Origin of the sequence: Haloferax namakaokahaiae (assembly GCF_042663225.1) — an archaeon.
GTDB lineage: Archaea > Halobacteriota > Halobacteria > Halobacteriales > Haloferacaceae > Haloferax > Haloferax namakaokahaiae.
The window spans coordinates 932,574-953,403 of record NZ_JBHTAA010000005.1 but is presented as its reverse complement, the minus strand read 5'-3'; the positions used below and the strand labels follow the sequence as shown (position 1 = coordinate 953,403).

Below are 20,830 nucleotides of genomic sequence, written 5' to 3'. Positions count from 1 at the left end.
CTACCCTGACACTGAGTACCATACATGAACACTGACGTAGGAATCTCCGCTCGACTCGAACGCATCTCCACAGGAGGGCGATACCTCATCGTCCCCATGGACCACGGCGTAACACTCGGCCCGGTCAAGGGCCTCGTAGACATCGAATCCACGATAGACGGCATCACACGCGGCGGCGCAGACGCCGTCCTCACACACAAAGGAATCGCCCCGCGCGTCCACCCGAACAAGAACGGCAAAGGATACATCGTCCACGTCAACGGCTCGACGGTCATCGGCCCGGACGAGAGCGACAAACGAATGACTGCCTCCGTCGAAGACGCCCTCCGCGTCGGTGCTGACGCTGTTTCTTTCCATATCAACGTCGGGTCGGAGTACGAACCTTCCCAGATGACCCAACTCTCCGAACTCTGCTCTCGCGCCGCAGACTTCGGCGTGCCCGTCCTTGCGATGGCCTACGCCCGCGGCCCCGGAATCGACGAACACGACGCCGAGAGCCTCGCACACGCCGTCCGCCTCGCCGAAGAAGTCGGTGCGGACGTCGTGAAGACGGCCTACAGCGGCGATGCACAGTCGTTCAGCCGAGTCGTCGAAGCCACGCGCCTCCCGGTCGTCATCGCCGGCGGCAGTCGCGGCACCGACCGCGAGACTGCAGAGATGGTCCGCGGCACGATGGACGCCGGTGCAGCGGGCGTCTCGATGGGACGCTCTATCTTCCAACACGACAAGCCCGAAGCGATTACGCGCGCCGTGAGCGCAATCATCCACGACGACGCGGACGTCGATACCGCCCTCGGCCGCGCCGGTCTGAGTCTCGAAGTCTAACGTTCTCGTTCGTCGCGGTCGTTTTGTTTGCCGTGGCCGGTTTTGTCCGACGCGGCCGGTCCCGTTTTCGTGTCGGTCGATTCGTTTTCGCCTCGGTCAGTCGTCGCTCTCTGCCAACTGCTGTCTCCCTTGGAGTTCTTTCGCTCGTGCGAGAATCACGTCGTCGTCGAAGTGGTCGAGCAGGCGCTCTTGTGCCCGCCTGCCCCGTGCTTCGATTTCTTCGTTCGAGATGTAGCCCGCGAGGGTACGGCTAATCTCCCACTCGCGTAGCTCGACGAGTTGCTCGTCGTCCAGACCCGGGTCGTCGGGGAGTCGGTCGTGGAAGAACTCGCGCCACCGGTTTCGGTCGCTCCACTCGCCGTCGAGTTCTGCGTCCAGCCGGACCCAGTCGTAATGGTTCAGCATCGAGTCGGGATAGCCCTGTTCGCGCCGAACGTCCTCGATGAGCGAGATTGCCGTCCGGGTCCCGCGTCCGGCGGCCATCATCGCTTGGTAGCCAGTCTCGCCGTAGGGAGCGGCGACGAACAACCCCTCGACGTCAGTCGTGCCGTCCTCGTTGGCGTAGTTCTTGTCGAAGTACTCGGCCTCCTCGCCGTGTTTCTCCCGAACTTCGAACATCGCGTCGTCGTCGCCCAAACCGCGCATGTACTGGCCGTCGTAGCGGGTGGCCGCGACGACGCGGCGTGCAGTCACAGGGTCCCCCTCTTGTGGGTGGACGACGAACCCTTCACGGTCGTCGTCGAACTCGACCGATTCCACGAAATCGGGGACGATTTCACAGCCGGCAGTCTCGGCGTGGTCGTGAATCAGGTCGTACAGCGTGTCGATGCCGATTCCGGCGGGGAAACCGAGGTAGTTCTCTAAGTGAGCACAGCGCTGGAGCGACGAGCGGCCTCTGTCGAAGATGGCCGTCTCCAGTCCGTATCGGGCGGTAAACACGCCCGCAGCGCACCCAGCGGGGCCACCACCGACGACGACGACATCGTGGTCGTATCCCGTGGCTTTTCCCGGTATCTCGTGGAGTTCCATCTTATTCTTCCCCGCTGGCTTGTCTCGCTGGCCGTCGTTGCTCGTGCGAATCGTCTCTCATACGATTTAGGGCAACCTAAACTGACAAAGGCGTTTCGATTATTAGGTCTACCTAAACAATCGGCATCAAATATTTCAACCAGAAAACATAATCGGTTCGCCACGTAATCTGCGCACGATGTCCCTCCACGTGGTGATGAAAAAGGACTTCCGCGATTCGATGCGCTCGTACACGCTGTATCTGCTCATCGCGTTGTTCACGCTCTTTGCGATATGGCTCGCGTCCATTCAGTGGATTCCGCTCCCGTATCAGGATAGTCCCGTCGAGGCGAGCACGCTCGCGCTGTTGAACAGTATGCGACAGCCGACTGTGTTCTTCGTGCCGCTCATCAGCCTCGCTGTCTGCTACGATACCATCGTCGGCGAGCGCGACAGCGGGACGATTCGCCTGTTGCTCGCACTCCCGCATTCGAGAGCCGAAGTGGTGTTCGGCAAACTCCTCGGCCGAATCGGCGTCGTCTCCGTCTCGATACTCGTCGGCTACGGCGTCATCGCGCTCATCGCGCTGGTGACGTACGACTCGTTCAACCTCACCGTCTTCGCGCTCTACACGCTCATGACGCTCCTCTACGCCGCGGTGTACGCCGCCTTCGCGCTCGGGTTCTCCGCGGCGATGGAGACGAAAGTAGAGGCGTTCGTCGGGGCCGGTATCCTGTATCTCCTGTTTCTCTTCGTCTGGGATCTCCTGCTCTACGTTATCCAACTCATCGTCTGGGGGCAGGAAGTTCCAGAAGGCGGACTTCCGGGGTGGATGTGGCTCATCGGGATGCTCAACCCCTCCACGGCGTTCATGCACGCCGCGCGGGTGCCCATCCCGGAGTACGAGGAACTCACGTTCTATCCCTCTCCGGACGTGTTCTATCTACAGGACTGGGTCGGGTTCGTCGTCCTCGCGTTGTGGGCCGTGATTCCCCTCGCGTTCGGCTACGTTCGCTTTACGCGAGCGGATATCGAGTAACTCGTCGTCGATTTTCCTCGATTCGAGTGCGTAGCCACGCCGCTCCTTCGAATGCGCTCCCGAAGCCCGCGTTGAGTAGCGCCGAACCGATTTGGTATCGCACTATTTAGTTTATGAATGCGCGAGACTCGTCGATATCGGGCGTTTGAGGCAGTGTGAGAGAATGGGAAATTCAGTCGAGAAACCGTCGAATATCCGCTGCAACGGGGCCGCGCTGGTCGGACGGCACTTCGTCCCGCCACTCGACAGAGGTCGTACCGCGCTCTTCTCGCATTTCGTCCGAGACTGGTCGTCCTTCTACGGGGACTGCTCGAAAGACGACCGTGTACATCGTCGTCTGGTCGTCTCTCGTTCGGTACTCGACGCGCCGAACGAGTTCCGGGGTGTCGAGTTCGGCACTTCCGCCGGTGAGCGAGTCGATACCCACTTGGGCGACCGACTGCCAATCGTCGCCCGGCGAGACGGCGAATGCCGGGAGTGTCCAGCCATGCGAGCCATCGTTTTGGAGCAGCACTTCGCCGCGGTCGTTGGTGAGACCGACGACGGCGTGACTATCCAGCGATTCGTATTCGTCGAACTCGTCTGCCTTGATGGTGTGGCTCTCTTCGCTGAATTCGATATCCTCGTGTCGGAGCCGCTCGGGTTCCAGCAGTCGGTCCATCGGTTGACAGTTTCGCGGTCTTCACTTGTAGATTCGGTCTGGTGCTGGTGCGCGATACCAGCGAGAGGGACCCGCATCGACATCGCCACCCCCCGTTGTTGGAGGCCTGTTCTGTCCGGCCGACTCCGGGGGTTCGGGTGGGTGAAACAGGGATGCATATGAATGTGTGATTTTCGAGAATGTGTGACGGATCGACTGCGAGATATCCCGCGAGACCTGCAACCCGGTATTCGGCGTGGGGAATTCGGACCGCTCTGTCAGCAGTCCCTTCGAAATGAGGGTGATTCAAGGAAACCCGCCCCGAGCGTTGTCAACACGATAGATTTGGTGTCTTCTTCGGGTTCAGGTCCCGAATTCGAACGACTCAAGCCTTTTCTGTAGTGATTGCTGTGTCCTCACTTTTTGTCCGAAACCAGCGCGATAAACTCTATTGTGCGATATAGAATTGCCACTAGAACGAAACTCAGAGATGATCCAACATCACCACGCCGTCAGTTGATTCATCCGCCACGTTCAAGCAGTGCGACCGAGTGAATTCGGTAATGACACGAAGCGTCTGGCTCAAGGCCGATGACACGGTCGGAGACTGGGAGACGCGGAAGCACCGCATCACCGCAGGTCTCGAAGCAGGTGTCGATTGGGTTCTCGTTGACGAGGGCGACGTCGAAAAGGTCCGCGAACTCGGTGACGTGAAGGTTGCCGCGTTCAGCACCGACGTCGATGTTCACGTCAAGGAAGCCGAAGACGACGAGGAAGACCACGCCGTCGCCGACGCCTACATCGTCGGTAAAGACGGCGAGGGCGACGGCACGGTGGACCTCCCATCTGATTTCTCTGGGTCTGCCGATTTGACGACACTCCGCCGAACCGACTCGAGAGCGAACGGCGCGTACGTCCGTATCCTGAGCAAGGAGTACGAGACGCTCGCCGAAGAAGCAGCAGCAGACAGCGACCACACAATCGTCGTCGGCGAGGATTGGACTATCATCCCGCTGGAGAACCTCATCGCCCGCATCGGCGACCAGACCGAACTCATCGCGGGGGTCACGAGCGCCGACGAAGCGAAGGCGGCGTTCGAGACGCTCGAAACCGGGGCCGACGGCGTCCTCCTCGACAGCGATAGTCCCGACGAGATTCGCAAGACCGTCGAGATGCGCGATGCGGCCGAACGCGAGACGCTCGACCTCGTGTACGCCGAGATTCAAGAAGTAGAGCGCACGGGCATGGCCGACCGCGTCTGTGTGGATACGGGCACCCTGATGGAACACGACGAAGGGATGCTCGTCGGGTCGATGTCTCGCGGTCTCTTCTTCGTCCACGCGGAGACGGCCGAGTCGCCGTACGTCGCCTCACGCCCGTTTAGAGTGAACGCCGGCGCGGTCCACGCCTACGCGCGAACGCCGGACGGGATGACGACGTACCTCTCGGAACTCGAAAGCGGCGACGAAGTGCAGGTCGTGGATACGAACGGACACACGCGCGAAGCCATCGTCGGCCGCGTCAAAATCGAGAAGCGCCCGATGTTCCGCGTGGTCGCCGACTACGAGGGCGACCGAATCGCCACGCTCCTCCAGAACGCAGAGACCATCAAGGTCCACACGAAAGAGGGCCGAACCGCCGTCACCGACCTCGAACCCGGTGACGAGGTCTTGCTGTACTACGAAGATACGGCCCGACACTTCGGCGAGGCCGTCGAAGAGAGCATCATCGAGAAGTAATCAGTACTGGTCGTACTGCCACTCGATTTCTGTCGCACACCACGGACAGAAGGTCAGCTCGTAGTCGAGACCACCGCCACACGCCGGACAGGTCGGGGTGCCGTCGGCGCGCTGTTGTCCGCGGTAAAACGCGATTCTGTAAGCGTCGAGTGCGCTGAGAAACAGCAAGACGATGACGGGAACCGTCACTTCGGGTGGGAGTGAATCGAGCGACGTGACCGTCGGGGACGCGAACGTAGATACGAGAACGAGTGCGACGCCGACGACGAAACTAAACCACGCGACGGCACGTCGCCACTCGCGGAGATAGACGTGTCCCGCGCCAGCGATTCCGAGGGATGCCCCGAGGACGCCAACGAGGGCCGCGACGAGTGCACGACGGCGAGCATCAGCCATTGTTCAACCCGGTCACGGCCAGTATGCTTAAACGTCCGGTTTACTGGATAAGCCGCTGACGAGTGACCGGAGCGTTTCGAGGTCGTACTGGCCGGGAGCGGTCGCGTCCGCCGAATGAACGGGCGCGTAGCCGATTTTCGAGCCATAGACGGGTGCGACCGCCCGTGTGTGCCGACCCGATTCGCCCATCGCAATCGTCGCCACGCGGTCACCCCACGCAGTCGCGCGCTCTGTGACTTCGAGTAGTTTCAGCGCGTCGCGTTTCGTGTGGGCGGTCACAGCGAGTTTCCCCACGTCGCCGTGATGTGCTACCTTGCGGAGCAGTGTCACGAGTTCGGAGCGGGCGGGCGTGCGCTCGAAGTCGTGGACAGACGCGACGACGACTGCCCCCGCCGCTCGCGCACGCTCGGCGATTTCCCCGCCGAGGTCGGTTCGGAGTGTCGCAAGTTCGATATCGACCGCGGCGACCGCGTCGTGTTCGGCGGCCGAGACGAGCGCGTCGAGACGGTCGCGTTCGCTCTCGGTCGATTCGCCGCCTTCCCACTCGGCGCGATTGGTGGCGAGAATCGGGAGCGCCCCGTCGTAGGCGTCGAGTGCGTCCAGCGGGTCCGTGGCGAGGTCCATCCGAAACTCCAGCGCGTCCGCGTGTGCTCGGGCGGCAGGCTCGTCGTCGAGGTCGGCCGTGCTCGCCGTCAGTACGAAGGAGTCGAACGAGAGGTCCATACGTAGCCTGCGCGAGCCATCAGTAAAGGCGTGTTCGTGGTAGCGAATTCCGCCACCGATTCGGTTGCCACCGGTCGTCGTCGGTCGTCGTCTCAGCCGTCGGTCGTCGCTCACTCAGCCGTCGGTCGTCGCCCACTCAACCGACGCTCACTCAGTCGTCGTCGTCTCCCGTCGCATCGACGTTGTCGCTGGCGACTGGGTCATGCGAGTTGGGAAGCGACGTGACCGGTGTGTGCTCGACGGTGTAGGTCGTCTCCGACTCTTCATCGTCGCCCGAGACGGAGGCGACGCGGTACAACTGAATCTGCTTCTCCTGTTTGGTGACGACGCGAAAGTCGTAGGTGTCGGCGTCGTAGCTCGGTTGCGTCGCGCGATTCGTCGAGAACCTGCGGTGGTCGGCGAGTCGTTGGCTGACTTCGCGTTCCGAGCGCGCGGGGATATCTTCGAGTCGCTCGTCGAACGCCGCGACGAGACTCGATTCGAGTTCGTAGCCCACGGAGTTTCGCCCGGCGAGCATCGCCGCAATCGTCGTCGTTCCCGTCCCGAGGAACGGGTCGAAGACGGTGTCGCCGTAGACGGAGTACATCCGAATCAGTCGAAGCGGGAGTTCGATTGGGAAGGCCGCAGACCGAGTGCGGGACTCCGATTCGAGTCGCTGGCCCGTCCCCGTGAACTCCCAGAGGTCCGAGAACCACTGGTTTCGCTCCTCCCAGAAGATTGCGCTCTCGTAACGGGATTCGTCGCCGGGCGGAAACGAGCGTGGCAGGCCCTTTCGAAGGATGAGGACGTACTCGTGTTCGAGGGTGACGTACGCGTTCGACGGGAGCGTCCCCGACCCCATGAACTTCGTCCTGCTGTTGGTCGGCTTTCGCCAGATGATATCGGGGAGGGGACTCAGTCCGCGCTCGGAGAGGGCGCTGAGCACGCGTGCGTGATTCGGATACTGTCGGAACGACCCGCCGAGGCTCCGGGTCGCATCGCCGACGTTGATACACGCGATGCCACCGGGTCGAAGCACGCGGGCGACTTCGTCCCACACCGAATCGAGTTGGGCGTGCATCGCCTCGAACGCCGCCTCGCCGTCGCCCGAGTCGAGTGCGTCCGCGACGGCGTCGTCGCGTGCCGAAAAGAGGTCGTCCCACATCTCTATCATCGGGTAGGGAGGCGAGGTGACGACGAGGTCCACGCTCTCGTCGGCGAGCGACGTATCCGCGGCATCACCGACGTGTAAGGCGTGGTTCGTTCGCATTGGCCTGAATTGTTGCGCTCACGACAAAACACTTCCCCCGAAGCCGAGCGCTACCGCTCGAAAAGACTGTACGTGAGCGACATCTTCCGGCCGAAAAACGAGTCGTCACCAGTCCTGCGGCCGTCGCGGCTCGCTGACAGTTAGACGAGACCGAGGTTGTCCTCGGCTTCCAGCAGTTCGTGGTAGCGGTTGCGAATCGTCACTTCGGAGATGTCCGCGACGTCGCTAACGGCGGCCTGCGTCGTCTTCTCGTTGGTGAGCAGGGCCGCGGCGTAGACGGCGGCGGCCGCGAGACCGACCGGCGATTTACCCGAGTGGACGCCCTTCTCCTTCGCGTTCTTCAGGAGTTGGCGAGCGCGCATCTTCGACTCGTCCGAGAGACCGAGTTCGGAGGCGAAGCGCGGAACGTACTGCTCGGGGTCCGCGGGCTTGACTTCGAGCGAGAGTTCGCGGGCGATGTAGCGGTAGGTTCGGGCGACTTCGCTCTTCTCGACGCGCGAGACTTCCGAAATCTCGTCGAGCGAGCGGGGAACGCCGGCCATACGAGCGGCGGCGTAGGTACACGAGGTTGCGACGCCTTCGATGGAGCGACCCGGGAGCAGGTCGTCGTCGAGTGCGCGGCGGTAGATGACCGAGGCCGTCTCGCGGACGTTCTCGGGGAGACCCAGCGCCGAGGCCATGCGGTCGATTTCGCCGAGTGCCTGCTTCAGGTTGCGCTCTTTCGAGTCGCGGGTGCGGAAGCGCTCGTTCCACTTGCGGAGGCGCTGCATCTTCTGGCGCTGGCGCGCGCCGAGGGAGTTGCCGTAGGCGTCGCGGTCGCGCCAGTCGATGTTGGTCGAGAGTCCCTTGTCGTGCATCGTGTTCGTCGTGGGGGCGCCGACGCGGGATTTTTCGTCCTTCTCGCGGGCGTCGAACGCGCGCCACTCCGGGCCGCGGTCCACGGAGTCCGCGGTGACGACGAGACCACAGTCGTTACACACCGTCTCACCGTGTTCGTCGTCGGTGACGACGTGACCACCACACTCGGGGCACTTGAGGGTGTCTCCCTTCTGGGATTCCTGTTGGTTCTCGTCCTGCTGGGAAGTTCGCTCTTGGTTTCGGTCCGATACGCCGGGTTTTTTGGTCCAGATTCGTTCGCTCATGGCTACGACGGCGGGTGCTCCGGGGTTAGGGGAATACGAGGCTAGAAGCCCGGAAGCTGTCCGTAACACCAACGTCCGTAGACGAACGCATAAATGGTTTGGTATCGCCGCCGGGATTCGACGTCTCTTCGGTGTGAAACACTCACATAGCGCCTTCGAAGAAAATCAACGAACATGACAAATCGAGGTGGCACGACAGTTATTTTCGGCCGCAAGATGTGGTCGAACTATGGACGAGACAGACGCACCGCGGGTCGTTTCGCTCGCCCCGAGTACGACGGCGATTCTCGACGCCGCCGGTCTGGACGCTCGGCTCGTCGGCGTCACCGCCCACTGCTCGGTGGAGCGACCCGTCGTCGGAGGCTGGTTGAACCCAGACTACGACCGCCTCGACGCGCTCGACCCCGACGTGGTGTGTACCTGCGACGACTTACAGGCGGATATCGCAACCGAACTCGACGAACGTGGCTACACCGTCGCCCACGTCGCGCCCGCGACACTCGACGAGGTGTTCGACTCGTTCGTCGAGGTGTGCGCTGCGGCCGGGACACCGGATGCGGGCGAGAGACTCGCTGCTTCGTGCAGAGACCACCTCGCCGACATTCGCGCCGCACTCACGGACGAACCGACGCCCACCGTCTACTGTGAGGAGTGGGCCGACCCGCCGATGGCCGCCGGAAACTGGGTCCCCGACGCGGTTCGCGCCGCGGGAGGGTCGTACCCGTTTCTCGATGCCGGCGTTCGCTCCCGCGAAGTTACCCCCGAAGCCGTCGCAGACGCCGACCCCGACCACGTCGTCTTACACCCTTGTGGAAAGGGCGAGCGCGGCGATATCGAGGGGTTCGCCGCACGCGAGTGGAACCTCGATGCCGCGGTTCACGCCGTGGACGACTCACTCCTCAACCAGCCCAGCCCAGCGCTCCTCGCCGGTATCGACCACCTCGCCCGGTTGTTCCACCCGAAGGCCGACCTGCCCGCGCCGTGGCCCGGAATCGATTCCGACGAAGCGATATGAGCCGACGCGTGCTTCATGATATGAACGTCGCAGTCGGCAGTGGAAACCCAGCCAAGCGCCGTGCAGTCGAGCGCACGTGTCCCGACGCCGAGGTCGTCGCCGTCGCCGTCGAGTCGGGCGTCCCAGAGCAACCGTTCGGCCACGACGAGACCATCGCCGGGGCCGTGACGCGTGCCGAGCGAGCGCGAGCGTCGGGCGAGTTCGACCTCGGAGTCGGCATCGAAGGTGGGGTCGCCCCGTTCCCGAACGGTCTCGACGACGATTCGTCCGACCTCTATCTCGTCATGTGGGCCGCCGTGACCGACGGCGAGCGCTACGGGCGCGGGTCGGGACCGAGCCTCCTTCTCCCCGACCGAATCGCCGACCGAATCCACGCCGGCGAGGAACTCGGGCCGGTGATGGACGACGAACTCGGCACGAACGACATTGCGAAGAAAGAGGGCGCGGCAGGGGCGTTCACGGGCGGGCGTCTCACCCGAACGTCCGCGCTCGAATCGGCGGTCACGGGCGCGCTCGCGCCGTTCCGTTGTGATTTGTACTAAGAGTCCGTCTCCGCGAGTTCCCGCTCCCGGTCGGAAATCTCTCTGCTCTCTTCGACCGCCGTCGTGAGCGAGACGTTGAGCAGGAGCATCGACAGGACGCCGCCGACGACCGTTACCGCGTTCTTGACCGCGTGGTCCAAGACGGCGGCCGCGAGCGCCATCGCGGGCGAGATGGGCGCGAGCGCGGCCATGAAGACGGTGAAGGCGATTTCGTAGAGGCCGATACCACCGGGAGAAAGCGGCAGCACTTTGGCGAGGTTCCCGACGCTCACCGCGAAGAACGACACGCCGACGAGGACGACCGGGTCGATATCGACGCCGAGGGCGAACAGGACGATGACCGCGGTCACCACGTCGAGCATCCAGATGGCGACGCTCGAAACGCCGACGCGACTGAACGCGGTCCGGTCGCCGGCGACCGCTTGCAGGTCCGAGACGAACTGGTCGATGATATCGACGACGTACTCCACGTAGGAGTCCGACGAGAACCGGCCGACGGTGCTGCGAACGAGGTTGCGGTCGGCACGTGCAGAGAGCGCGATACCGAACACGCCCGCGATGGCGACGATACCCACGCCAGCGGCGACGTAGGCGACCGTTCGAACGTCTTCGGGTGAGACCGAGACTTCGCCGCCGCTCACACCGTTGGCGAGGACGGTTGCGATGTCGCTCAGACTGCCCGTCGCGGCGAGACCGACGAGGACGACGCCCGCCATGCCGGCGATAGTGAGCAGGTCGAACACGCGCTCGATTGCGAGCGATGCGAAGCCAGACGGATAGGGAATGCCGCGGCGAGCCTTGACGATGTAGGCGCGAACGGCGTCACCGGCACGTGCGGGGAACACGAGGTTCCCGGTTTGGCTGATGAATATCGCCCCCGTGAGGAAGCCAGTGTTCTCGCGGTAGCCGAGTTCGTTGAGGATGTCGCGGTAGCGAACCCCGCGAAGCGGCCACGAGAGGACGTAGACGGCGGCGGCGACGGCGACGAGCGTGGGGTCGGTCTGCCCGAGGACGGCCAACACCTCCGAGGGGTCGATGTAGAGCGTCATCAGCGCGAGCGCGAAGACGGTCAGGAGCAACCCCGCGAAGATGGTGACTCGGCGTGTGATGCGCGGGCGAACCGAGAGTTGCCACCACGTTCGGAGGATTTGGCTGCCCATCCCGAGCACGTCGCGCACGAGGTCTACTTTGGTGTCGCCTTTCGGTTCCCAATCGACCGCGAACTCGCGGATTCGAAAGCCGTAGCGCTGGCCGCGGACGAGCATCTCAGTGTCCCAGAACCAGTGGTTGTCTTCGACTTCGTACCGGAGCGTATCGAACGCCTCGCGGCTGAACGCCTTGAACCCGCACTGGTGGTCGCGGAGGTCCGACCGGAGGAAGAACCGAACGAGCGTGTTGTAGACGCGACTCGGAACACCGCGTTCTGCGGGTCGGTGGGCGACGTTCTCGGGCATCCACCGGGACCCAGTGGCGATATCGTACTCGCCGGAGCGCACGCACTCGACGAGTTCTTCGAGGTGGCGCATGTCCGTGGCGAGGTCCGTATCGAAGTAGACGAGCGTCTCGCCGTCGGCGGCCTCGAACGCGTGTTCTAACGCGCCACCGCGACCGAGTCGCCTGTCACTGTGGAAGTGTCGAACGCGACTGTCTTCGGCGGCCATCTGGTCGGCGATTTCGGGCGTCCGGTCGTCGCACCCGTCTTCGGCGATGATGACCTCGAAGGCATCCGCTGGGAGGAATGATTCGAGCGTTTCGAGCGTCACCCGGACCGTGTTCTCGATGGTCCGTTCCTCGTTGTACGCGGGGAGGACGACACTCACTTCGACGCCGGCCGTGGAGGTGGCGGCCGGTCGCCCTGCTATCGGGCGTTCCATTGACATTGTATGACCGCTTTTTGCGTATGAATTTTCTGTATTATCCCACAGAGACTCGCCGGAGACGACTCGTCAGTCGATTTGAGTGTCTCGTTTAGGATGCTGTTAGATGACCGTACCTGCGGCGAACCGCGAGACTCACTTCGCCCCCGTTCGAGACTCAATAATCGACAGACAGCGGCGTGTTAAGCTCTCGTACCAAACCCCTCATAGGCACCAACGACCTGTGTGTTGGTATGAGCACGACGACGACCACGATGGCGACTGCGGAAACCCTGGCGGCAGAAGACGACCTCTCGGAGAAACAGCGCAAGATTCTGGGGTATCTCCGCCAGCACGCCGGCGACAAGATGTACTTCAAATCGCGCCTCATCGCCGACGACCTCGGTCTCTCGGCGAAGGAAGTCGGCGCGAACATGCGCGCGATTCTCGAAGGCAACTTCGACATCACCGTCGAGAAGTGGGGCTACTCCTCCGGCACGACGTGGAAAGTCACCGCGTAATCCAGACCAATCGGTCCCGCACTCCCGCTGACGCAGGCCCTCTCGTCTCCCCTCCGCGAACCGAGTCGATTCGCGTTCGCTCGTTTTGACGTGTTTTTCTCTCCGTAATTGACGGTTCGACCGACCGTAGACTATCGAGCGTGCTGAACGTGTGTCGAAAATCGTCTCTAACTCAGTTCGGGTCGAACCGAATCAACCCGGCGGCATCGCCCGCGAACGACACCGCATCGGCCCCGAAGGAGTCCGCATAGCGAATTAACAGCGTGATAATCGTCTCCGGTTGCGACACTTCGTAGCCGTCGGCCCGCGAGAGCAGACCCACCGCGTCGAGTTTCTTCGCGTACGTGCTCACCGTCGCGCGCGACACGTCGAGTTCCTCGGCGAGTTTCGTCCCCGTCATCTCGGGGTCCCGGAGGAGGAGGATGAGCATGCCTCGCGGCGTCTCCCGTCGGAGGTAGCCGAGTGCCACCTGTTCGAACTCGGAGAACCGACCGCTCGGGAAGAAGCGTTTGTAGTCGCCGTCGCGGCGAACTTCGAGCGTTCCGTCCTCGACGAGCGTCCGAAGGTGGTGTTGTGTCTCTCCAGTGCCCAGTTGCAAGTCGTCACGTACTTTCGAGAAGTGTGCACCGGGGGTGGCGACGAGATAGCCGACGATGGCATCCCGTGCGTCACTCGACCCGGAGTCTTCGGCGCGTGCAAGCCCAGCCAGCGGCGTTGCGGCACCGAGTGCGGCAAACCGGCGAAGTGTCGCCCGTTTGTCTTCGTCTATCCGGCGATTCGACATCTACACCGTACAACACGGGTCGTAGAAGAAAAACGCTTCGTCATGTCAACCGTCGGATGGCCGTGACGGTCAGGAAATAAGACCTATTCGAGGTCTTTCTCGAATTCCATCTGCTCGTCGTCGTCGGCCTGTTGTTTGCCGTTCTTCTGGGTCGCATCCGAAGATGAGTCGGACGACGCTGCGTCAGAAGTGGACGAATCGGCGTCGGACTCCTCGGCGACGACTTCGTCGGCCGATTTCATCGTATCTTCCTCGTTGGCTTCCGCAATCACGTCGCCCGCGGATTTGATGCCATCGACCTCTGCGCCCGATTTGATGGCTTGGGCCTCCTGTTCGAGTTGTTCGACGTTCATCTCCGCGGCCTCGTCGATTTGGCCGAGAATCTCTTCGATGTCGTCGAGACCGATGAGTTCGCGGGTCTCTTCGTCGAACGAGAGACTGGAGAGTCCTTCCATGTCCTGTACGTCGGAGCCGGTGAGTTGCTTGCCGTAGCGCCCGAGGAGCGAGGTGAGTTCCTGCGGGAGGACGAACGTCGTGGACTCGCCCTGTCCGATGCGTTCGAGCGTCTCCATGCCCTTCTCGATGATGGCGCGTTCGCCCATCGATTCGGCGGATTTCGCGCGGAGAACGGTCGAAATCGCGTCACCTTGTGCTTCGAGAATCTGCGACTGCTTTTCACCCTGTGCGCGGATGATGTTCGACTGCTTCTCACCTTCTGCCTTCTCGACGGCGGAGCGGCGCTCACCCTGCGCTTCGAGAATCATCGCACGGCGACGGCGCTCGGCGGAGGTCTGTTGCTCCATCGCCTGCTGCACGTCGGCGCTGGGGTTGACCTCGCGGACTTCGACGGATTCGACGCGGACGCCCCACTCGTCGGTGGGTTCGTCGAGTTCCATGCGGATACGCGCGTTAATCTCCTGGCGCTTGTTCAGCGTGTCGTCGAGTTCCATGTCGCCGAGGACGGCGCGAAGCGTCGTCTGGGCGAGGTTGGAGACGGCGCGCTTGTAGTCGTCAACTTCGAGGAACGCCTTCTTCGCGTCCATGACTTTGATGTAGACGACGGCGTCGGCGGTCACCGGCGAGTTGTCGCGGGTGATTGCTTCCTGTCGCGGCACGTCGAGCGTCTGGGTCCGCATGTCGAAGGCGTACGTGCGAGAGACGAACGGCGGGATGAAGTTGATACCCGGTTCGAGTAGTTTGCGGTACTCACCGAACACGGTGAGCGCCTTCTTCTCGTACGCATCGACGATTTCGACCATCTGATAGACGGTGACGATGGCGAGACCGAGGACGAGAATCCCCAATACGACACCACCGAGGCCGAGTGCTGCTCCCTGGAGGGCTATCAGGTCCATAACTGGACATTAGGTTGGCCGTGTGATAAGTATTCGTGTAAGAACGAAACCACGTCAAGCGATTTGGGAGGTTCTATGCCCGTTCTGCGTCTTCTCGTTCCCGTTCGGACTCGGGGGTATCGACGTTGTTTCGCGCGCGCTCGCGTGCGAGTTCGCGGTCGATTTCGTCCTCGCCCGGACCGAACCCTTCGACGGTGATGACGTTGCCGCCGCCGGGATCGACGACGACGACTTCCGTTCCTTCGGGGAGTTCGCCGTGGACCGAGCGAGCGGCGTAGTAGGGGTTGAAGCCCCCCGCGTCGAGTTTGACCTGCCCGCTGGTCGGCGTGACGCGCTCCGTGACGCGCCCCGTCTTTCCTTTGAGCGCGGCTGAATCGCTCGTTTGGCCACTGCCCTTGCCCCCGTAGAAGTCGAGTTCGCGGTAGCCGTAGAGCGCGAGCGTCCCGAAGAGAAAGACGAGGACGCCGAGGACGAGCGGTGTCGCAAATGGCCCGATGAGCAGGCCAACCAGCCCCGCGGCGAGGAGCGCGACGCCGAGGACGACGAAGTGTGCACCGGGCGCTAACGCCTCGGCGATAGAGAGACCGAGTCCTGCGAGCACCAAGAGGAGCGGCAGCGTCTCGGGCCCGAAGAGTTCGAGTTGCAGCGGAAACGGCACCATGGCTCACTCTAGGGACGTGTGGTGATTAAGAGTTGAGGTAATTCGAGGAGAGAGCGAGTCGAACTCACCCGGCCGACTCGGTGGTCGGTTCGGTCGAGACCGACTCGTTGTAGACGAACGCAACGTCGTCTTCTATCGGTTCGGCGACGACGACGGTTCCGGTGCTGACGTTCTGCGGGACCGAATACACGGTCCAGACGACGCTCGACTCGTTCGGCGCGAACAATCCGCCGTTGAACAGGCCGCTCGACGCGGCGAGCGGTTGATAACCGTAGCGAACGCCGTCGGATTCGAACGCGAGTGCGGACTGTGGAATCGACACCGGTGACGAGCCGGCCGGCGTCACTTCGAGGGCGACGACGACGAACTGCTGGCCGTCTGGTGCGGCGTACGTGGAGTTCCCGATTGCAATCGACTCGGTCGTTCGCGCGTTCCAGTGCGCGACGACGTCTGCCGACTCCTGTGGTGCGACCGAGAGTGCGGAGACGGCGACGCCGGACTGTCCAGCGGGACCGCCGAGACCATCGACCATCGGTCCGAGTGCGGCGACAGAGCCGAGTGCGAGGACGAGCAAGAGCACCGCGACGACGACGACGCGAACGCTCGGCGGCGACCCGGACTTGAGTTCCTCGACGGTGGGCACTTTCTTCGGAATCGAAAGCCCATCGAGTCGTTCACGAATCGACTCTAACGGCAGCGATTCGAGCGCGTTCGCAATCGGTTCGGGGACGTCGAACGGCAGGCCGAATTCGACCTCCGCCTTCTCGTACACGTCGCCGTCGGTGTACTCTTTGACGAGTTCTTCGAGTCCCTCTTCTTCGACCGTCTCACCGAGCGAGTCGAGGTCGAGCAGTTTCACGTCGTGGTTCGTCGCAAACCCGCGCACCTCGTCGGTGAACTCGCCTTGCGTGGCGACGACGATAACGTCTATCGACCGTTTCTTCGCGTGCGCGATGAAGCCGCGGATGTTGTCCTTCTCGACGGTCGCGTCGCCGTCCGGGAGTGCCAAGAGCATCCCCTTGGTTCCGTCGGCGCGGCGGCCTTGGATGAGAAATCGGCCTTCGCCTCGGGGTTGGATGTTCGTCTGCCAGTTTCGTTGCGTCCAGAGGTCCGAGAGGAACTTGACGAAATCGGACGAACCGAGTTCGACGAGTCTCGTCATCGCGTCCTCCCGGTGCGTCCGTCGCGCCCGTTACGTGCCGTCATGTTGTGGGATGTGTTGTCAGTTCGACGTGCCGGATAGCGATTAAACCTACCGCTGCGTTCGACCGCTGTCATCGTCGCCGCCGTGCGATGAAGCCCAGACTGAGCAGTGCGATTACGACGAGCGCCGGCGAGAACGGGATTCCCGCGTTCGTCCCCTCCTGTGAGGGGTCCAGCGGCGTTCGAGACTGTACCGGGTACGGCGTTTCGGTCGCCGTCGTGGACATCGTGGTCGTCGTTTCGTTCGTCGGCGTCGCCGTCGGTGTCGGTGTCGGTGTCGGCGTTGGCGTCGTCGCATCCGGCGAGAGTTGGAGCAACGCGTCGTCGGCGACGATACTGCCGTTCGACGAGTTCAGGTCGATGGTGCCGTTGGTTCGGTACGGCGGGTCGTCGGCCATCGAGAAGTTCTGGTCGCGCTCTTTGTCCATGTAGACGATTGCGAGGGCTTCTGTATCCGTCAAAATGCGTCTGTCGAACTCGACGACGACGTTCTCGTGACTGCCCGGTTCGAGGTAGTCGCTCGTCCCGAGGAGTTCCTCGTCGGCCGTCTCGATGCGGACGAACCCGCCGACAGAGACGTTCACCTGGTCGAGCGTGGCGTACGTCCCGTTCGTCTCCTGGTCGATAAACGTCAGACTCGCGTTGGAGTCGTAGAGGCGCATCGTGTGCTCGGTCGAATCTCGGTACTGGCGAATCCACAGGGGGAAGACGAGACCGCGGTCGTCCTCTTCGAACTCGACCGAACGGGCGAACGTCTCGTTCTCGGTGACCGTGACCTGGATGAGTTTCAAGAACGGCTGACCCGGTGCGCGTGCTCGAATTTCGAGTTGCGTCCCCGGTGCGAGCGTCGTCTCACCCGTGACGTTCGTCGTCGGTGGTTCCCACGGGTAGATAGTCTCGTTCTCCACGTCGATTTCGACGCGCTGTTCGATGAGCGTCACTTTCGTGCGGCCGATGACGGTGTCCTCTTCGACGAGGTCGTTCTCGTCGCCGCGGAGTCGAACCGTCGCTTCGTAGGCTTCGCGCTCACCGTCCATCGGGAGTTCGCTCGTGTCCCAGACGACGTAGACCACGTCGTTTTCGAAGTCGGGGACGACCCACGTCCCGGTCGCCGGCGTTGCGAGGAACGTCTTCTCCTCTTTGTTCATCTTCTCTTCGAGCTGGGTCATCGAGACTTCGATGCCGTTCGAGGCGGCGTCACCGGTGACGTTGTCGGCGTTCAACGCCGATTCGAGACCGTGCTCGTCGAGTCGGATGACCGCGAGGTCACCCCGTGCGACGGTCGTTCGCTCGGTCGCCGCACTTCGAACGTTTTCGGCCGTCAGTTCGTCGTCGGCCAGACTCTCGGGTGCGATGTACGTCGTCGCGGGAGACGGTTCACGCGGCGTCACTTCGAGTTTCGAAATCGCCCGCTCGACGCCACCGATGGTGACGTTCATGAGGTAGGTCGAAGGCTCGATTGGGTCGCGTAAGTGGCCGGTCTGGAGGGTCTTGTTACCGCCACCGGAGACGTACGTCGAGGGCGACCCGGTCGAGTTGTAGGTGTCCATGGTCACCGTGGTCGTGCCCGACCCGGTGAGTTCGACCGTCAGGTGGTATCCGTCGTCGTCGCTGCCGATGTGGAGTGTTCCGGACTCCGAGTGTGACACTTGGATTTCGACGACGTCACCGCGTTCGACGGTGACGACTTGCTGGCTGAACGACGCCGATGGCACGTTGGTGGCACCTGCCGGTGCCGGGACCCAAACGGTGGCGAGAATCACCGCCACAACGACTAACAGCGCGGGGACGCGGGGTGCAGAACTCATATTCAATTCCAAATTTCCGTGTGCGCGATTCCGTTCGGGGTTACATAAATCAAAAGGGCCAATTATCAAGATGTAAACTCAGTACCCAATACCGACGGCTCACCGGCGACCCAGACGAGAATTTACGGTCGGGCTACAGGCTGTTCGGGAACACCGTGACGAAGAGGAGACCGACGGTCAGCAAGACGCCGACGAGGACGAACGCGATGTTCTCTGCGGTGGGCGAGCCGGGTTCGATGGGTGCTTCGACGGGTTCGGCCGGTTCTGCGTCCGGTCCGACCTCGTCGATACCGAATCGCCACTCGTCGTCGCTCGTCTCGTCGGACTCAGCGGGGCGGGACATACTGAGATACTACGCGACCGAGTGGCAAAAGGGCTACCGACTGGCTAGTTGCAGTCTGCGGTTATTTGCGGTCTTCGGTCTCGTGGCTAATCACGTCGCCCTCGTAGACGATGCCGCGCTCGGCGTGGAGCGTGACGACCGACCCTTCGGCGACGGTGACCGGGAGTGGCGCGCCGGAAATCATGGGGATATCGAGTTCGCGGGCGACGAGTGCCGGATAGCCGGTCATACCGGGGCGGGCGTCGATGATGCCCGCGAGTTTCGCGGCGTCACCGTCGAACTCGCCGTCGAAGTCGGCCGCGAGCGAGAGGACTGCGCCCTCGGGAACGTCCGAGAGGTCGCCGTCGCCGGTGCGGTAGAGCGGCCCGGCGACGCGTCCGCCGACCACCTTGCGCCCGTTGGCGATGTCTTCGGCGGCGACGTGGACTTTGAGCATGTTCGTCGTGTTCGTCCCTTCCAACTCGGACATCATCCCAGAGAGGACGACGAGCGTATCACCCGACTCGGCGACCTCAGCGTCGAGCGCGGCGGTCACGGCGTCTTCCATGACCGATTCGACGCTCGTGCTGTAATCAGAGTACTCGGGTGAGACACCCCACGAGAGGGCGAGTTGACGGCGAGTCCGGTCACTCGGGGTGACGGCGACGACTGGCACGCCGGGGCGGAACTTCGCCGTCTTGTGGGCGGTGTACCCGGACTCCGTGACGGCGACGATTGCCGCGGCGTTCACGTCGCGGGCGAGATAGCGAGCGGAGCGAGCGAGCGCTTCGGTGCGAGAGTCGTCGGCCGCCGTCGGCACGCGCTGTTCTTGGCTTTCGAGGTACTCCGGACTCGCTTCGACTTCGCTCACGATGCGAGACATGGTCTGGACGACGCGAACCGGGTGGTCGCCGACCGCGGTCTCGCCCGAGAGCATCACGGCGTCGGTTCCGTCGAGGACGGCGTTCGCAACGTCAGAGGCCTCCGCACGGGTCGGACGGCGGGCGTGCACCATCGAATCGAGCATCTCCGTCGCGGTGATGACGGGAACGCCGGCGGCCTGCGCTTTGCGGATGGTTCGCTTCTGGATTATCGGGACTTCTTCGAGCGGGCACTCCACACCGAGGTCACCGCGGGCGACCATGACGCCGTGAGCGGCCTCGATAATCTGGTCGAGGTTCTCGACGGCCCCGGCGCGTTCGATTTTGGCGATGATGGGGATGTCAGCGCCGAACTCTTCGAGCGTGTCGCTGATGGTGTACACGTCGGCGGCATCGCGGATGAACGAGGCGGCGACGAAATCGACTTCCTTCTCCGCGGCGAGTTCGAGGTTCTCGTAGTCGGAGTCGGTGATGAGGTCGATATCGAGGTCCACACCGGGGACGTTCACACCTTTTCGAGCGCCGAGTTCGCCGCCGGATTTGATGGTCGCGTAGATTGACCCGTCTTCGACGCGTTGGACTGTCGCTTCGATGCGGCCGTCGTCGAGGAGAATCGTGTCGCCGGGTTCAGCGGCGGTAATCGAATACGAGAGACCGACCGCCTCGGGCGTCGCCTCGTCACCTTCGTAGAATCGGACTTCGCTGGCCGTTTCGAGGACGATTTCCTCGTCGATGGGCGCGGTTCGGACTTCCGGGCCTTGCAGGTCGAGCATGGCCGCGAGCGGTTCTTCGGTCGCATCATCGACGGCGCGGATGTTGTCGATGACCTTCGAGCGATGTTCGACGGTTCCGTGGCTCGCGTTCATACGTGCGACGCTCATTCCGGCGTCGGCGAGGCCACGAATCGTCTCTCGGTCAAAAGATGCCGGACCGAGTGTACAGACGATTTTCGCGTTTCTCATAGCCCGACCTACGAGTGACGAATAAAAAAGCCCGATGATGAATTCGGATGTGAGTAACTGATTCGCATAGGGAGTCTATTGAGTGTTCACGGGGTCTCTCGGAGGTTCATCGCTCGATGAGTGTCCAGAATTAGGTCATATGTAATCTAGCAAACACTA

20 protein-coding genes are annotated in these 20,830 nt (G+C 62.7%); 6 read left to right on the top strand and 14 right to left on the bottom strand.

Translation table 11 applies throughout. The features are described 5' to 3' along the window. The first annotated feature begins 24 nt into the window (after positions 1 to 24). Positions 25 to 825, top strand: coding sequence for a 2-amino-3,7-dideoxy-D-threo-hept-6-ulosonate synthase (locus tag ACFQJC_RS12450; protein ID WP_390223940.1), 801 nt, complete (start codon positions 25 to 27; stop codon positions 823 to 825). Positions 826 to 921: 96 nt separating this feature from the next. Here the strand turns inward: ACFQJC_RS12450 and ACFQJC_RS12445 are convergent, their stop codons facing one another. Then, positions 922 to 1,854 (bottom strand): FAD-dependent oxidoreductase, encoded by a 933-nt coding sequence (locus ACFQJC_RS12445; protein ID WP_390223938.1) that lies wholly within the window; start codon positions 1,852 to 1,854, stop codon positions 922 to 924. 178 nt (positions 1,855 to 2,032) lie between these two features. Between ACFQJC_RS12445 and ACFQJC_RS12440 the strand changes: the two genes are divergently transcribed. Beyond that, entirely contained in the window at positions 2,033 to 2,872 is an 840-nt protein-coding gene (locus tag ACFQJC_RS12440; RefSeq protein WP_390223936.1) for an ABC transporter permease subunit, read from the top strand. Between the two features lie 172 nt (positions 2,873 to 3,044). On the opposite strand, the gene ACFQJC_RS12435 is transcribed toward ACFQJC_RS12440, so the two are convergent. Then, positions 3,045 to 3,533 carry a hypothetical protein gene (locus ACFQJC_RS12435; RefSeq protein WP_390223934.1) on the bottom strand — a complete coding sequence of 163 codons (489 nt, stop codon included), beginning with the start codon at positions 3,531 to 3,533 and terminating at the stop codon, positions 3,045 to 3,047. Positions 3,534 to 4,075: 542 nt separating this feature from the next. Between ACFQJC_RS12435 and ACFQJC_RS12430 the strand changes: the two genes are divergently transcribed. Next, the gene (locus tag ACFQJC_RS12430; protein WP_390223932.1) at positions 4,076 to 5,251 is read left to right on the top strand and encodes a 3-dehydroquinate synthase II; all 1,176 of its coding nucleotides are present in this window, start codon (positions 4,076 to 4,078) and stop codon (positions 5,249 to 5,251) included. On the opposite strand, the gene ACFQJC_RS12425 is transcribed toward ACFQJC_RS12430, so the two are convergent. The 4 genes from ACFQJC_RS12425 to ACFQJC_RS12410 form a co-directional block, all read right to left on the bottom strand. After that, the gene (locus ACFQJC_RS12425) at positions 5,252 to 5,647 is read right to left on the bottom strand and encodes a DUF7575 domain-containing protein (RefSeq protein ID WP_390223930.1); all 396 of its coding nucleotides are present in this window, start codon (positions 5,645 to 5,647) and stop codon (positions 5,252 to 5,254) included. A gap of 27 nt (positions 5,648 to 5,674) precedes the next feature. After that, on the bottom strand, positions 5,675 to 6,370 hold the full coding sequence (locus tag ACFQJC_RS12420) for a type I 3-dehydroquinate dehydratase (protein WP_390225613.1): 696 nt from the start codon (positions 6,368 to 6,370) through the stop codon (positions 5,675 to 5,677). Between the two features lie 151 nt (positions 6,371 to 6,521). Further along, positions 6,522 to 7,619 carry a DNA-methyltransferase gene (locus tag ACFQJC_RS12415; RefSeq protein WP_390223928.1) on the bottom strand — a complete coding sequence of 366 codons (1,098 nt, stop codon included), beginning with the start codon at positions 7,617 to 7,619 and terminating at the stop codon, positions 6,522 to 6,524. A 140-nt stretch (positions 7,620 to 7,759) separates the two neighbouring features. Next, positions 7,760 to 8,761, bottom strand: coding sequence for a transcription initiation factor IIB (locus tag ACFQJC_RS12410; RefSeq protein WP_390223926.1), 1,002 nt, complete (start codon positions 8,759 to 8,761; stop codon positions 7,760 to 7,762). Positions 8,762 to 8,990: 229 nt separating this feature from the next. Here ACFQJC_RS12410 and ACFQJC_RS12405 point away from each other — a divergent pair, with 229 nt between their 5' ends. Together ACFQJC_RS12405 and yjjX are read left to right on the top strand one after the other, a co-directional pair. Beyond that, the gene (locus ACFQJC_RS12405; RefSeq protein WP_390223924.1) at positions 8,991 to 9,776 is read left to right on the top strand and encodes a helical backbone metal receptor; all 786 of its coding nucleotides are present in this window, start codon (positions 8,991 to 8,993) and stop codon (positions 9,774 to 9,776) included. Positions 9,777 to 9,796: 20 nt separating this feature from the next. Continuing rightward, positions 9,797 to 10,318 carry an inosine/xanthosine triphosphatase gene (gene yjjX, locus ACFQJC_RS12400; protein ID WP_390225611.1) on the top strand — a complete coding sequence of 174 codons (522 nt, stop codon included), beginning with the start codon at positions 9,797 to 9,799 and terminating at the stop codon, positions 10,316 to 10,318. Here the strand turns inward: yjjX and aglD are convergent. Next, on the bottom strand, positions 10,315 to 12,192 hold the full coding sequence (gene aglD / locus ACFQJC_RS12395; RefSeq protein ID WP_390223922.1) for a flippase domain-containing glycosyltransferase AglD: 1,878 nt from the start codon (positions 12,190 to 12,192) through the stop codon (positions 10,315 to 10,317). The genes yjjX and aglD overlap by 4 nt on opposite strands. Positions 12,193 to 12,428: 236 nt before the next feature. Here aglD and ACFQJC_RS12390 point away from each other — a divergent pair, with 236 nt between their 5' ends. Beyond that, on the top strand, positions 12,429 to 12,695 hold the full coding sequence (locus ACFQJC_RS12390; RefSeq protein ID WP_390223920.1) for a DUF7123 family protein: 267 nt from the start codon (positions 12,429 to 12,431) through the stop codon (positions 12,693 to 12,695). A gap of 172 nt (positions 12,696 to 12,867) precedes the next feature. Here the strand turns inward: ACFQJC_RS12390 and ACFQJC_RS12385 are convergent, their stop codons facing one another. The 7 genes from ACFQJC_RS12385 to pyk form a co-directional block, all read right to left on the bottom strand. Then, on the bottom strand, positions 12,868 to 13,479 hold the full coding sequence (locus ACFQJC_RS12385; RefSeq protein ID WP_390223918.1) for a winged helix-turn-helix transcriptional regulator: 612 nt from the start codon (positions 13,477 to 13,479) through the stop codon (positions 12,868 to 12,870). 83 nt (positions 13,480 to 13,562) lie between these two features. Next, positions 13,563 to 14,834 carry an SPFH domain-containing protein gene (locus ACFQJC_RS12380; RefSeq protein WP_390223915.1) on the bottom strand — a complete coding sequence of 424 codons (1,272 nt, stop codon included), beginning with the start codon at positions 14,832 to 14,834 and terminating at the stop codon, positions 13,563 to 13,565. Positions 14,835 to 14,907: 73 nt separating this feature from the next. Next, on the bottom strand, positions 14,908 to 15,495 hold the full coding sequence (locus tag ACFQJC_RS12375) for an NfeD family protein (protein ID WP_390223913.1): 588 nt from the start codon (positions 15,493 to 15,495) through the stop codon (positions 14,908 to 14,910). A gap of 64 nt (positions 15,496 to 15,559) precedes the next feature. Then, positions 15,560 to 16,657: a restriction endonuclease gene (locus tag ACFQJC_RS12370; RefSeq protein ID WP_390223911.1), complete on the bottom strand. Its 1,098-nt coding sequence runs from the start codon at positions 16,655 to 16,657 to the stop codon at positions 15,560 to 15,562. 112 nt (positions 16,658 to 16,769) lie between these two features. Further along, positions 16,770 to 18,506, bottom strand: a complete 1,737-nt coding sequence (locus ACFQJC_RS12365; RefSeq protein ID WP_390223909.1) for a DUF7282 domain-containing protein — start codon at positions 18,504 to 18,506, stop codon at positions 16,770 to 16,772. A gap of 133 nt (positions 18,507 to 18,639) precedes the next feature. Continuing rightward, positions 18,640 to 18,849: a DUF7312 domain-containing protein gene (locus ACFQJC_RS12360; RefSeq protein ID WP_390223907.1), complete on the bottom strand. Its 210-nt coding sequence runs from the start codon at positions 18,847 to 18,849 to the stop codon at positions 18,640 to 18,642. 61 nt (positions 18,850 to 18,910) lie between these two features. Next, complete coding sequence (gene pyk, locus ACFQJC_RS12355; protein WP_390223905.1) at positions 18,911 to 20,671, bottom strand: pyruvate kinase; 1,761 nt, start codon at positions 20,669 to 20,671, stop codon at positions 18,911 to 18,913. Positions 20,672 to 20,830 lie beyond the last annotated feature (159 nt).